The organism is Pseudomonas orientalis, from assembly GCF_001439815.1.
In the GTDB taxonomy this organism is placed as follows: Bacteria; Pseudomonadota; Gammaproteobacteria; order Pseudomonadales; family Pseudomonadaceae; genus Aquipseudomonas; species Aquipseudomonas orientalis.
On the sequence record NZ_JYLM01000004.1, the window covers coordinates 456,889 to 470,446 of the forward strand.

At 61.2% G+C, this 13,558-nt stretch carries 12 protein-coding genes; 6 read left to right on the top strand and 6 right to left on the bottom strand.

The features are described 5' to 3' along the window. The first annotated feature begins 44 nt into the window (after positions 1–44). The 4 genes from TU82_RS13335 to TU82_RS13350 all read left to right on the top strand — a co-directional run bounded on the left by TU82_RS13335 (position 45) and on the right by TU82_RS13350 (position 7,265). Complete coding sequence (locus TU82_RS13335; protein ID WP_057723641.1) at positions 45–1,850, top strand: phenylacyl-CoA dehydrogenase; 1,806 nt, start codon at positions 45–47, stop codon at positions 1,848–1,850. Between the two features lie 341 nt (positions 1,851–2,191). Further along, the gene (locus TU82_RS13340) at positions 2,192–3,481 is read left to right on the top strand and encodes a GGDEF domain-containing protein (RefSeq protein WP_057723642.1); all 1,290 of its coding nucleotides are present in this window, start codon (positions 2,192–2,194) and stop codon (positions 3,479–3,481) included. A gap of 90 nt (positions 3,482–3,571) precedes the next feature. Then, positions 3,572–5,341 (top strand): acyl-CoA dehydrogenase C-terminal domain-containing protein, encoded by a 1,770-nt coding sequence (locus TU82_RS13345; RefSeq protein ID WP_057723643.1) that lies wholly within the window; start codon positions 3,572–3,574, stop codon positions 5,339–5,341. A gap of 145 nt (positions 5,342–5,486) precedes the next feature. After that, a complete protein-coding gene (locus TU82_RS13350) occupies positions 5,487–7,265 on the top strand; it encodes an acyl-CoA dehydrogenase C-terminal domain-containing protein (RefSeq protein ID WP_057723644.1) in 1,779 nt (592 codons plus the stop codon). Between the two features lie 226 nt (positions 7,266–7,491). Here the strand turns inward: TU82_RS13350 and TU82_RS13355 are convergent, their stop codons facing one another. Beyond that, positions 7,492–8,391 (bottom strand): LysR family transcriptional regulator, encoded by a 900-nt coding sequence (locus TU82_RS13355; RefSeq protein ID WP_057723645.1) that lies wholly within the window; start codon positions 8,389–8,391, stop codon positions 7,492–7,494. Between the two features lie 209 nt (positions 8,392–8,600). Between TU82_RS13355 and TU82_RS13360 the strand changes: the two genes are divergently transcribed. Together TU82_RS13360 and TU82_RS27875 are read left to right on the top strand one after the other, a co-directional pair. After that, positions 8,601–9,863, top strand: coding sequence for an aspartate aminotransferase family protein (locus TU82_RS13360; RefSeq protein WP_057723646.1), 1,263 nt, complete (start codon positions 8,601–8,603; stop codon positions 9,861–9,863). Between the two features lie 181 nt (positions 9,864–10,044). Further along, positions 10,045–10,203, top strand: a complete 159-nt coding sequence (locus TU82_RS27875) for a YqaE/Pmp3 family membrane protein (RefSeq protein WP_003194776.1) — start codon at positions 10,045–10,047, stop codon at positions 10,201–10,203. A gap of 5 nt (positions 10,204–10,208) precedes the next feature. Here the strand turns inward: TU82_RS27875 and pqqE are convergent, their stop codons facing one another. The 5 genes from pqqE to pqqA form a co-directional block, all read right to left on the bottom strand. Then, on the bottom strand, positions 10,209–11,339 hold the full coding sequence (gene pqqE / locus TU82_RS13365; RefSeq protein ID WP_057723647.1) for a pyrroloquinoline quinone biosynthesis protein PqqE: 1,131 nt from the start codon (positions 11,337–11,339) through the stop codon (positions 10,209–10,211). Next, entirely contained in the window at positions 11,332–11,607 is a 276-nt protein-coding gene (pqqD, locus tag TU82_RS13370) for a pyrroloquinoline quinone biosynthesis peptide chaperone PqqD (RefSeq protein WP_057723648.1), read from the bottom strand. The genes pqqE and pqqD overlap by 8 nt, the downstream gene beginning before the upstream one ends. Further along, positions 11,604–12,356 carry a pyrroloquinoline-quinone synthase PqqC gene (gene pqqC, locus TU82_RS13375; RefSeq protein WP_057723649.1) on the bottom strand — a complete coding sequence of 251 codons (753 nt, stop codon included), beginning with the start codon at positions 12,354–12,356 and terminating at the stop codon, positions 11,604–11,606. Before pqqC ends, pqqD begins: the two co-directional genes overlap by 4 nt. 10 nt (positions 12,357–12,366) lie before the next feature. Continuing rightward, positions 12,367–13,278, bottom strand: a complete 912-nt coding sequence (pqqB, locus tag TU82_RS13380) for a pyrroloquinoline quinone biosynthesis protein PqqB (RefSeq protein WP_057723650.1) — start codon at positions 13,276–13,278, stop codon at positions 12,367–12,369. 70 nt (positions 13,279–13,348) lie between these two features. Continuing rightward, the gene (gene pqqA / locus TU82_RS13385) at positions 13,349–13,423 is read right to left on the bottom strand and encodes a pyrroloquinoline quinone precursor peptide PqqA (RefSeq protein ID WP_003194766.1); all 75 of its coding nucleotides are present in this window, start codon (positions 13,421–13,423) and stop codon (positions 13,349–13,351) included. Positions 13,424–13,558 lie beyond the last annotated feature (135 nt).

Consider the following 13,558-nt stretch of genomic DNA (forward strand, 5'->3'; position numbering starts at 1 on the left):
CAAGCGGTTGTTCATCCCAGCTACATCAGCAGAGGTTTATCGCTATGCCTGACTACAAGGCCCCCTTGCGTGATATTCGCTTCGTTCGTGACGAACTGCTCGGTTATGAAGCGCATTATCAGAGCCTGCCGGCTTGCCAGGACGCTACGCCGGACATGGTTGACGCCATTCTCGAAGAAGGCGCCAAGTTCTGTGAGCAAGTGCTGGCACCGCTGAACCGCGTGGGTGACATCGAAGGGTGTACCTGGAGCGAGTCAGGCGTTAAAACCCCTGCCGGTTTCAAAGAAGCCTACAAACAGTTCGTCGAAGGCGGCTGGCCTAGCCTGGCCCATGACGTGGAGCACGGTGGCCAAGGCCTGCCGGAGTCCCTGGGTCTGGCCGTGAGTGAAATGGTCGGCGAAGCCAACTGGTCGTGGGGCATGTACCCAGGCCTGTCCCATGGTGCGATGAACACCATTTCCGAGCACGGCACGCCGGAGCAGCAAGAGGCCTACCTGACCAAACTGGTGTCGGGCGAGTGGACCGGCACCATGTGCCTGACCGAGCCGCACTGCGGCACTGACCTGGGCATGCTGCGCACCAAGGCCGAGCCTCAGGCCGACGGTTCCTACAAAGTCTCCGGCACCAAGATCTTCATCTCGGCCGGTGAACACGACATGGCCGACAACATCGTCCACATCGTGCTGGCGCGCCTGCCGGACGCACCGGCCGGTACCAAAGGTATCTCGCTGTTTATCGTGCCCAAATTCCTGCCCAACGCCGATGGTTCGGTGGGCGAGCGCAACGCGGTGACCTGTGGCTCCCTGGAACACAAGATGGGCATCCACGGCAACGCCACCTGCGTGATGAACTTCGACGCGGCCACCGGCTACCTGATCGGCCCGGCGAACAAAGGCCTGAACTGCATGTTCACCTTCATGAACACCGCTCGCCTGGGCACCGCGCTGCAAGGCCTGGCCCACGCCGAGATCGGTTTCCAGGGTGGCCTGAAATATGCGCGTGACCGCCTGCAAATGCGTTCCCTGACCGGCCCGAAAGCGCCGGAAAAAGCCGCCGACCCGATCATCGTGCACCCTGACGTGCGCCGCATGCTGCTGACCATGAAAGCCTTCGCCGAAGGCAACCGTGCGATGGTGTACTTCACCGCCAAGCAAGTGGACATCGTCAAGTACGGCACCGATGACGAAGCCAAGAAACAGGCTGATGGCCTGCTGGCCTTCATGACCCCGATCGCCAAAGCGTTCATGACCGAAGTCGGTTTCGAGTCCGCCAACCACGGCGTACAGATCTACGGCGGTCACGGTTTCATCGCCGAGTGGGGCATGGAGCAGAACGTTCGCGACAGCCGCATTTCGATGCTGTACGAAGGCACCACCGGTATCCAGGCCCTGGACCTGCTCGGCCGTAAAGTGCTGATGACCCAGGGCGAAGCGCTCAAGGGCTTTACCAAGATCGTGCACAAGTTCTGCCAGGCCAACGAAGGCAACGAAGCGGTCAAGGAATTCGTTGCGCCGCTGGCGGCGCTGAACAAAGAGTGGGGCGAGTTGACCATGAAGGTCGGCATGGCCGCGATGAAAGACCGTGAAGAAGTCGGTGCCGCCTCGGTGGACTACCTGATGTACTCCGGTTATGCGTGCCTGGCTTACTTCTGGGCCGACATGGCACGCCTGGCCGCCGAGAAACTGGCTGCCGGCACCGGCGAAGAGGCGTTCTACACCGCCAAGCTGCAGACTGCGCGCTTCTACTTCCAGCGCATCCTGCCGCGTACCCGCACCCACGTGGCAACCATGCTGTCGGGCGCGAGCAACCTGATGGACATGAAAGAAGAGGACTTCGGCCTGGCTTACTAAGCCTTACCGGGTTCAGAAAAGCCGCTTCCTTTCGAGGAAGCGGTTTTTTTTCGTCCGTGCGAATACCGCTGGCTAAACATTGAAATGCGGTCAATGTGGGAGAGGGCTTGCTCCCGATTGCGGTATGTCAGCTAGCCGATTTGGCGGCTGTCACAATGCCATCGGGGGCAAGCCCCCTCCCACATGCGTTTTGTGCCGATGCGAAAAAAGCGCGCTGACGCTAAGGGTTTGATGAAGCGTGCCGTTACAGTGATGGCAAAGTGATACATGGCCGGTCAGTTGTGCTTAACTGGCCGCTTCGAGGCACAGTGCCATTATTCTTGCGGGTCGGAGTTTTACCCTTGTCACGCGTGTCCGCTGTACGCTTCAGTCATTTCCTACCCTCGTTGCTGCTATTGCTGGCCGGGCTCTCGGCTGCCTATCTCAAGGACCTCAACGTCTTCTTCACCTCGCTGTTCAACGTGCTGCCGACCCTGGTGCTGTTGCTCGGCGGAGCGTACTGCGCGGTCTATCGGCGTCAGCGTGAGTTGTTCCTGATGATCACGGTGTACGTCACGTATTTCCTGCTGGACACCCAGACCGATTTCTACCGCGACCATGGCCGCGTACGCGAAGACGCTGCGGTGGTATTTCACCTGTGCTGCCTGCTGCTGCCGTTGCTGTTCAGCGTGTACGCGCTGTGGCAGGAAAAGACCCACCTGTTCCGTGACTTCGTCGCACGCTGCGCGGTGTTATTGGCCGTCGGCAGCGTGGCGCTGGCGCTGGAGCAAAGTTACCCACAGGGGGTGCTGGACTGGTTGGCCGAGATTCGCTGGCCGGCGCTGCATGGCGCCTGGATGAGCCTGATCCAGCTGTCATACCCGATGTTCCTGATTGGCTTTATCACCCTGGCCGCCCAGTACTGGTATCAGCCGCGCCCGCTGCACGCCGCGCAACTGGTGGGGTTGCTGGGGATGTTCTGGATGCTGCCGCAGACCTTCATCCTGCCGTTTACCCTCAACATCATGTGCAGCCAGGTGATGCTGATGATCGCGGCCGGTGTGGCGCATGAGGCCTATCAAATGGCCTTTCGCGATGAGCTGACCGGCTTGCCCGGTCGCCGCGCCCTTAATGAACGCATGCAGCGATTGGGGCGCAACTATGTGCTGGCGATGGGCGACGTGGACCATTTCAAGCGTTTCAACGACACCCACGGTCATGACGTGGGTGATCAGGTGTTGCGCCTGGTGGCGAGCAAACTGTCCAAGGTCAGCGGCGGCGGGCGCGCCTATCGTTACGGCGGTGAAGAGTTTGCCGTGGTGTTTGCCGGCAAGAGCCTGGATGAATGCCTGCCGCACTTGGAGGAGATCCGCGAAATCATTGCCAACTATGCGATCAAATTGCGCAACCCGGACCGCCCCAATGACGACCATCAGGGGCGCCAGCGTCGCGCTGCCAGCGGTGCGTCCAGTGTGTCGGTGACCGTCAGCATCGGCGTGGCCGAGCGCCAGGCCGAGCAGCGCAGCCCTGAAGAAGTGCTCAAGTGCGCCGATCAGGCGCTCTACGCCGCCAAGGGCGCCGGGCGCAATTGCGTGATCGCGGCCGGGCAGAACCGTCGCGGTGCGGTGCGCATGCAAAGCGCTGCCGGTTGAGTAATGGTGCTGTATTCAGCAGCCCTACAGTGATTGTTTGCGGCGTTGGCCGGCAGTAGGTTGAAACCATCTGCTGCCGGAGACATTGCCATGCCTGAGTACAAAGCTCCCCTGCGCGACATGCGCTTTCTGATCGATAACGTGTTCGACTTCCATGGCCACTACGCGGCCCTCGGCGCGACGGACGCCAGCCCCGATATGGTCAGTGCAATCCTCGAAGAAGGCGCGAAGTTCTGCGAAAACGTGCTGGCGCCGCTCAATCGCAGCGGCGATGAAGAGGGCTGCCATTTCGATAATGGCGTGGTGACCACGCCCAAGGGCTTCAAGCAAGCCTTCGCCCAGTACGTGGAAGGCGGCTGGCACGGCGTGGCGGCGGACCCGGCCTTCGGCGGCCAGGGCTTGCCGCAGTCCCTGGGGCTGGTGCTGAGCGAAATGATCGGTTCCAGCAATACGTCCTGGGGCATGTACCCGGGCCTGACCCACGGCGCAATGTCGGCGATCCACGCCCACGGCACCGACGAACAGAAGGCCACCTACCTGCACAAACTCACCGCCGGCGAGTGGACCGGCACCATGTGCCTGACCGAAGCCCACTGCGGCACCGACCTGGGTTTGATCAAGACCCGCGCCGTTCCCCAGGCCGATGGCAGTTATGCAGTCACCGGCAGCAAAATCTTCATCTCGGCCGGTGAGCACGACATGAGTGCAAATATCATCCACCTGGTGCTGGCCAAACTGCCGGATGCACCGGCGGGGACCAAAGGTATTTCGTTGTTCATCGTGCCCAAGTTCCATGCCGATTCCGGTGAACGCAACGCCGTGCATTGCGGTTCCATCGAGCACAAGATGGGCATCAAGGCCTCGGCCACCTGCGTGCTGAATTTCGACGGCGCCAAGGGCTTTTTGATTGGCGAGGCGAACAAAGGCCTCAACTGCATGTTCACCATGATGAACCACGCGCGCCTGGGCACGGGGATGCAGGGCTTGTGCAATGGCGAGGCCAGCTTCCAGGGTGCGATCAAATACGCCGGCGAGCGCCTGCAGATGCGCTCGTTGACCGGCGCCAAGGCCCCGGACAAACCCGCCGACCCGATTATCGTGCATGCCGATGTACGCCGCATGTTGCTGACCATGAAAGCCTTCAACGAAGGCAATCGCGCGCTGACCTACTTCACCGCCCAATTGCTCGACACCGCGCACTTGAGCCGCGACGCCGGCCAGCGCCAGGAGGCTGAGGACCTGTTGGCCTTCCTCACGCCGATCTGCAAAGCCTTCATGACCGAAACCGGGCTGGAGGTGACCAACCACGGTATGCAGGTGTTCGGCGGCCATGGCTATATTCGCGAGTGGGGCATGGAACAACTGGCCCGTGATGCGCGGATTGCGCCGATCTACGAAGGCACCAACGGCATCCAGGCGCTCGATCTGCTGGGGCGCAAGGTGCTGGGCAGCCAGGGCAAGTTGCTGCGCGGCTTTACCAGAATCGTGCATAAGTTCTGCGCCGCCAACGCCGAACATGCGCAACTCAAGGCCCATGTCGAACAGCTCAACCAGTTGAATCAGCAATGGGGCGAGCTGACGCTGAAGGTCGGCACGGCAGCGATGAGCAATCCCGACGAAGTGGGGGCGGCGGCCATGGATTACTTGATGTACAGCGGTTACATCATCCTCGCCTACCTGTGGTTGCGCATGGCGATTGCGGCGCAGGCGCACGACGACCCAGGGTTCGCCCAGGCCAAACGTGCGACGTGCGACTTTTATTTCAAACGTCTGTTGCCGCGCACCACGATGCATCGAGCTGCGGTGGAGGCGGGCAGCGAGTGCCTGATGAGCTTGCCGGCGCAAGCTTTTGCACTGTAGATGGCTGGCAACAGCTTGCTTCGTGACTTATAAATACTTATGGGTCACGAACGGACCCTATGTGTCTGAAAAGTTGTTCGGTTACACTCGGAGCCTGTAAAACCGATCCTATCGAATCACTTTTCACGTTCCCACGAGGTTTGCCATGGCTGATTACAAAGCGCCGTTGCGTGATATGCGCTTCGTCCTCAACGAAGTGTTTGACGTCGCCACCACCTGGGCGCAGTTGCCTGCCTTGGCAGACACGGTTGACGCCGAAACCGTTGAAGCCATCCTCGAAGAGGCGGGCAAGGTCACCGCCAAATCCATCGCGCCGTTGAGCCGTGGCGGCGATGAGCAAGGCTGCCGCTGGGCGGACGGTACCGTCAGCACTCCGGACGGTTTCCCGCAGGCTTACGCGACCTATGCCGAAGGCGGCTGGGTAGGCGTCGGCGGCGACCCGGTGTATGGCGGCATGGGCATGCCCAAGGCGGTGTCGGCGCAGGTCGAAGAGATGATCAACTCGTCCAGCCTGGCGTTCGGCCTGTACCCGATGTTGACCTCGGGCGCTTGCGTGTCGATCAATACCCACGCCAGCGACGAACTCAAGGCCACCTACCTGCCGAAGATGTACTCCGGCGAGTGGGCCGGTTCCATGTGCCTGACCGAAGCCCATGCCGGTACCGACCTGGGCATGATTCGCACCAAGGCCGAGCCGCAGGCGGACGGGTCCTACAAAGTCAGCGGTACCAAGATTTTCATTACCGGCGGCGAACACGACCTGACCGAAAACATCATCCACCTGGTGCTGGCCAAGCTTCCGGATGCACCGGCCGGGCCCAAGGGCATCTCGCTGTTCCTGGTGCCGAAGTTCATGGTGAACGCCGACGGCAGCCTCGGCGCGCGCAACCCGGTGACCTGCGGCTCGATTGAACACAAGATGGGCATCCAGGCCTCCGCGACCTGCGTGATGAACTTCGACGAAGCCGTGGGCTACCTGGTCGGTGAGCCCAACCGTGGTTTGGCGGCGATGTTTACCATGATGAACTACGAGCGCCTGGGGGTGGGTATTCAGGGCCTGGCATCCGGCGAGCGCTCCTATCAGAACGCGATTGAATATGCCCGCGACCGCCTGCAGAGCCGGTCGCCCCTGGGCGCAAAAGCCAAGGATAAACCGGCCGACCCGATCATCGTGCACCCGGACGTACGCCGCATGCTGCTGACCATGAAGGCGGCGAACGAAGGCGGCCGTGCGTTCTCCACCTACGTGGCGACGCAGTTGGACATTGCCAAATTCAGCGAAGACGCGGCTGCCCGTGAGCGCGCCGACAACCTGGTGGCGCTGCTGACGCCGGTCGCCAAGGCTTTTCTCTCGGACCTGGGCCTGGAAACCACCGTGCTCGGCCAGCAAGTGTTTGGTGGCCACGGCTACATTCGCGAGTGGGGCCAGGAGCAATTGGTGCGTGATGTGCGTATCACGCAGATCTACGAAGGCACCAATGGTATCCAGGCCCTGGATTTGGTGGGGCGCAAGATCGTCGGCAGCGGTGGGGCGTTCTACACCCTGTTCGCCGATGAGATCCGCCAGTTCATCGCCAGTGCCGGCGCGCAACTGGGCGAGTTCACCCGGCCGCTCGGCGCGGCGGTGGACAACCTGGATGAATTGACCGCCTGGGTGCTGGACCGTGCCAAGGGCAATCCGAATGAAATCGGCGCGGCCTCGGTGGAGTACCTGCACGCGTTTGGTTACATGGCGTATGCCTATATGTGGGCACGCATGGCCAAGGCCGCCTGGGGCAAGGAGACCGAGGACGATTTCTATGCCAGCAAGCTGGGCACGGCGCGCTTTTACTTTGCGCGCCTGTTGCCGCGGATTCACTCGTTGAGTGCGTCGGTGAAAGCCGGTAGCGAATCGCTGTTCCTGATGGATGAAGCACTGTTTTAAGGGCGAGGCGTGCGTGTAAGCATTCTCTTACATGACGTGCTGCTAATCGTCCTCTATCGCCAAATTGGATCCACGGATAATCTACTTCACATGGACGTCGCGCAGGAAGCGCAAAGCAACAACACGGACACGTAGGATTCTGCCAGGATGGCGGAGTGAAATGGATGTCAGGGAAACAGTCTGCAAAGCCCCGCTTCGGCGGGGTTTTCTTTTGCCCGCGAAAAAGTCAGGCGCCCGCCTGCGGGGCATTCATCACGTTTTCCAGCAACGTGCGCAGCAACGCCATCGTCGCTTGCTGGCGCTGCACGTCACGGCACACCAGACCGACTTTCAACGCCACCCTGGGTTCGCTCAAGGGTTTCCACAGCAGCGACTGGCTGTTGTGTTCATCCTGGGAACGCCCCGGCAGCACAGTGGCCAACTGAGTATGAGGCAGGCTGTCGAGAATCCCCGCCATGGTATTGAGTTCGGCCTGCACCTGCGGGCGGCGGCCCAGGTTCGCCAACTGACCCTGCCAGATCTGCCGTATCTGGAATTCTTCCCCCAGCAGCAACATCGGCAACTCGGCTGCCTGTTTCAGCGAGACCTTCTTGAATTCCCGCAACGGATGTTGCTCAGGGATGACCACCTTCAACTCATCCTCATACAACAACACCCCATGCAGCCCCGGCTGGCGCGGTGGCAGGTAGCTGATGCCGATGTCCAGCGAGCCATTGAGCAGCCGCCGCTCGATCTCAAGCCCGGTCAGCTCGTAGATCTGCACGACCAGATGCGGTTGGGCCTTGCGCACCCGCTCCAGCATCTGCGGCACCAGGCTGGTGTGCACGGTTTGCAGCACGCCGATAGCCAGGGTGCGCATCGCCTGGCCCTTGAAGTTACGCAACGCCTCCACGGCTTGCTGCATGCCGTCGATCAGGGGCAGGGCATGGTTGTACAGCGTGTGGGCGGCCAGTGTGGGGAGCAGGCGCTTGCTGCTGCGTTCGAACAGGCTCACGTCGAGGTTCTGCTCCAGTTGGCGAACCTGCTGCGACAGGGCCGGCTGGGAGATCGACAGACGCTCCGCGGCACGGCCTACATGGCCTTCCTCATACACCGCGACGAAATAACGCAGTTGCTTGAAATCCATAAGGTTTGCTTATCGAAAAAGCTGGAAAATCGAAATGGCCGTCGGCCCCCGAGACGCCTAGTCTAGCGCCTATTCGCAGGGCTTACAGGGCCGAATCGGGCAATGAATAACGTTTTGGGTAATGGCGTTTACATAGGCAAGGCAAAACACTTCTGCGCACTGTCAGTACCCGGTACCTATCCAGGTGCGGTTGCTATCGGGGGCGAACTGTGAACCTGTTCCGGCGGCCCGCGCCGAGCCTTGACGACCTGGTACTTCATGCTCCGCCTCATGATTTTTCCAACCATTGCCTGATGCCTACCGTCGCGCGTCCATCCGAGGTGTTCGTCCAGGGTCAAGGCGCCTGGCTCTCGGACACTGACGACCGTGCCTACCTGGATTTCAGCCAGGGCGGCGGCGCCAACAGCCTCGGCCACAGCCCGCAAGCGGTGCGCGACGCCATCGCCGCACAGATGCAAACCGTGATCAACCCTGGCATGGGCTTGCACAGCCGGGCGCAGCTCGACCTGGTTGAGCGCCTGTGCCATCACACCGGCAGCGATCAGGCCTATCTGCTCAATAGCGGCGGCGAGGCTTGTGAAGCCGCGATCAGACTGGCGCGCAAATGGGGCCAACTGCATCGCGGCGGCGCTTATCACATCATCACCGCGGGCAACGGCTGCCATGGCCATGGTTTCGCAGCGATGTCGGCATCGGCCGTTGCCCGCGAAAACCGTTTCGAACCGCAATTGCCGGGTTTCAGTCATGTGCCCTTCAACGATCTGCCGGCGCTGCATGCCGCCGTCGATGCACACACCGTCGCCATCATGCTGGAGCCGATCCAAAGCGCCGCCGGTGTTATTCCCGCGACCGAACATTATCTAAAGGGCGTCGAACGTCTGTGCCGTGAGCTGGGGATTTTGCTGATTCTTGACGAAGTGCAAACCGGGATCGGCCGCTGCGGCAGTCTGCTCGCCGAGCAGCAATACGGCGTTCGCGCCGATATTATTACTATCGGCAAAGGCCTGGGCGGTGGCGTGCCCTTGGCGGCGTTGCTGGCACGCGGCACAGCCTGCTGCTTCGAAACGGGCGAGCTGGACGGTACCCATCACGGCAATGCGCTGATGGCCGCAGCGGGGATCGCGGTGCTCGATGCCGTCTTGACCGACGGCTTTCTCGAGCACGTACGCGAATCCGGCCTCTATCTGGCAGAAGGCCTCGCCCGCCTGGCCTACCGTTATGAGCATGGGCAACTGCGCGGCAACGGACTGATATGGGGCCTGACGCTGTCGGACGACTCCGCGTCTGCCGTGGTAAAGGCCGCGCTGCACGAAGGCCTGATCCTCACCGCTGCGCAGCCGGATTGTTTGCGTTTCACGCCGGCCTTGAACGTCAGCAAAAACCACATTGATGAAATGCTCCTGCGCCTGGCCCGTGCCTTCTCTCGGGTACGCACCGCGCAACTGCAATGCCGCAAGGGCATTGCCGTCTGACTCTATTTTCTGAACCGTCTCGCGGAATACGCGGCGCCTCCAGCCTGATTCTTTTGGCTGGGGGCGTTTTTTTATCTGGCCATTAAAGGATGGCCCACTGCCAGAAACCACTGAACCCTCACGAAGCGCCAATGTCGATTAGCTACACGGCTCACACGAGCCGATTTTCTGGAGCTGACCCATGGACATCATTCGTATCATCATCGCCATTCTGCTGCCGCCACTGGGTGTGTTCCTGCAAGTAGGATTCGGCGGCGCATTCTGGCTGAACATTCTGCTGACCCTGTGCGGTTACTTCCCCGGCATCATTCACGCCGTGTACATCATCGCCAAGCGCTGAGGCTCTCAGCCTTTTGCGATGAGGCGTGAATTGCGCTCATTGCGAAACGCCAGTTGTTCAATGGTCTGGGTGGCATGTTCGGCTTCTTCCCGCGCCTGCAGGATGATGCCGTGCTGCTCGGACTTGCTGCACACGGGGTCGGCGTTGCTCGCATCCCCGGTGAGCATGAAGGCCTGGCAACGGCAGCCGCCGAAATCCTTTTCCTTCTCATCGCATGAACGGCACGGCTCGGGCATCCAGTCGTAGCCGCGAAAGCGGTTGAAGCCGAACGAGTCGTACCAGATGTGCTGCATGCTGTGGTCGCGCACATTGGGAAACTGCACCGGCATCTGTCGGGCGCCATGACAGGGCAGGGCAGTACCGTCCGGTGTGACTGTCAGGAAAATACTGCCCCAGCCATTCATGCAGGCTTTCGGGCGTTCTTCGTAGTAATCCGGCGTGACGAAAATCAACTTGCACGGGTGGCCTTCGGCTTCGAGCCTGGCGCGGTATTCGTTGGTAATGCGTTCGGCGCGTACCAGTTGTTCCCGGGTCGGCAATAACCCCACACGATTGAGTTGCGCCCAGCCGTAGAACTGGCAGGTGGCAAGCTCGACGAAGTCCGCCTCAAGCGCAATGCACAGCTCGATAATGCGGTCGATCTTGTCGATGTTATGCCGGTGGGTGACGAAGTTCAGCACCATCGGATAACCGTGGGCTTTCACCGCGCGGGCCATTTCCAGCTTTTGCGCGAAGGCTTTTTTCGAGCCGGCCAGCAGGTTGTTGACCTGTTCGTCGCTGGCCTGGAAGCTGATCTGGATATGGTCCAGGCCGGCCTTTTTGAAGTCGCTGATCTTCTGTTCGGTCAGGCCGATGCCGGAGGTGATCAGGTTGGTGTAGAACCCCAGCTTGCGTGCCTCGCCGATCAACTCAGCCAGATCCTGGCGCACCAGCGGTTCACCGCCGGAAAACCCCAGCTGCGCGGCGCCCATCTCGCGGGCCTCGCGAAATACCTTGATCCACTGCTCGGTGCTCAGTTCCTTGCCCTGCTCGGCAAAATCCAGCGGGTTGGAGCAATACGGGCACTGCAGCGGGCAGCGGTAGGTCAGCTCGGCGAGCAGCCACAGCGGCAGGCCGATAGCGGGTTTTTCAGGCAAGGGTAATCCAGTGCTCGGCACGGGCGACCTCCATGAATTGCTCGATGTCAGCACCGAGTTCCGGCACGCCGGGGAATTGCCTGTCCAGCTCGGCGATGATGGCGGCCACGTCGCGCTCGCCGTCGATCAAACCACCGATCAGCGCGGCGCTGTCGTTGAGCTTGATCATGCCTTCCGGATAGAGCAACACATGGCCTTGCTGCGCGGGCTCGTACTGATAGCGGTAACCCGGGCGCCACGTGGGTTTTTTGCTGCGATCAAAACTCATAGGGTGATCCCTTTATGCCAGACCCGCTCTGCGGTCACGCTGTGGTACGGCGGGCGGTTCAGTTCGTAGGCCATGCTCATGGCGTCGAGCATGCTCCACAGGATGTCCAGTTTGAACTGGAGAATTTCCAGCATGCGCTCCTGGCCTTCACGGGTGGTGTAGTGCTGCAGCGTGATCGCCAACCCGTGTTCCACATCGCGACGGGCCTGGCCCAGTCGGGTGCGGAAGTATTCGTAGCCGGCCGGGTCGATCCACGGGTAGTGCTGCGGCCAGCTGTCGAGGCGCGACTGGTGGATCTGCGGCGCGAACAGTTCGGTCAACGAACTGCTGGCAGCCTCTTGCCAACTGGCGCGGCGGGCGAAGTTGACGTAGGCGTCCACCGCAAAGCGCACGCCGGGCAGCACCAGTTCCTGGGAGCGCAGCTGGTCGGGGTCGAGGCCGACGGCCTGGCCCAGGCGCAGCCAGGCTTCGATGCCGCCGTCTTCTCCGGGCGCGCCATCGTGGTCGAGCAGGCGCTGGATCCATTCGCGACGAATCTCCCGGTCCGGGCAGTTGGCCAGGATCGCAGCGTCCTTCAGGGGAATGTTCACCTGATAGTAGAAGCGGTTGGCGACCCAGCCCTGGATCTGCTCGCGGGTGGCGCGGCCTTCGTACATCGCCACGTGGTACGGGTGGTGGATGTGGTAGAAGGCGCCTTTGGCACGCAGGGCCTGTTCGAATGCTTCGGGGGTCATCGGTGTATCAGTCATCTGGGGGCTCCTACAACTCAATGCTCATGCCGTCGTAGGCTACTTCGACATTACGCCGCACCAACTCGGCTCGCTCGGGGGAGTCTTCATCGAGGATCGGGTTGGTGTTGTTGATGTGGATAAGGACTTTGCGCTGCTTCGGCAATTGTTCCAGCACTTCGAGCATGCCGCCGGGACCATTCTGCGCCAGGTGGCCCATTTCGCGGCCGGTGCGGGTGCCGACGCCACGGCGCTGCATTTCGTCGTCGTCCCACATCGTGCCGTCCACCAGCAGGCAGTCGCTGCCGGCCATGATCTCCAGCAGCGGCGCGTCGACCTTGCCCAGGCCCGGGGCGTAGAACAGTTTGCCGCCGGTGCGCAGGTCTTCGACGATCAGGCCGATGTTGTCGCCCGGGTGCGGGTCGAAGCGATGCGGCGAATAAGGCGGCGCTGCGCTGCGCAGCGGCAGTGGGGTGAAGCGCAGGTTGGGGCAGGCGGGGATGGTGAAGCTGGCGTCCAGCTCGATGCGGTTCCAGGCCAGGCCGCCGTTCCAGTGGGTGAGCATGGTGAACAGCGGGAAACCGGTGCTCAGGTCTTCATGGACCATATCGGTGCACCACACCTGGTGCGGGCAACCCTCGCGCAGGCTCAGCAGGCCGGTGGTGTGGTCGATCTGGCTGTCCATCAGGATGATCGCGCCGATGCCGGTGTCACGCAGGGCGCGGCCCGGTTGCATCGGCGCAAAGCCCTGCAATTGCGCGCGGATATCCGGCGATGCATTGCACAGCACCCAGTTCACACCATCGTCGGAAATCGCGATGGACGACTGGGTGCGCGCCTGGGCCCGCAGGCTGCCATCACGAAAACCTGCGCAGTTCACGCAGTTGCAGTTCCACTGCGGGAAGCCACCGCCGGCGGCGGAACCTAGAATCTGGACAAACATGATCGCTCCATCAGCAAAGCTCAAAACAAAAACGCCCCGGGCGAACCGAGGCGTTGTAGTACCCAGCGAATTAGCGGCTGGCGAAGTACATGGTGACTTCGAAACCGATGCGCAGATCAGTGTAAGCAGGTTTGGACCAGGTCATATTCATACTCCTATCAAGGGACGGGATGTTCACTACCAAGTAGTACATATAGTCCACCTCCCATGGGAGATGTTCAGATATTGCGTGTGAATATTACGCAATTCTTTTCGAGTTAGCGCTGTCTTGAAAGAAAAA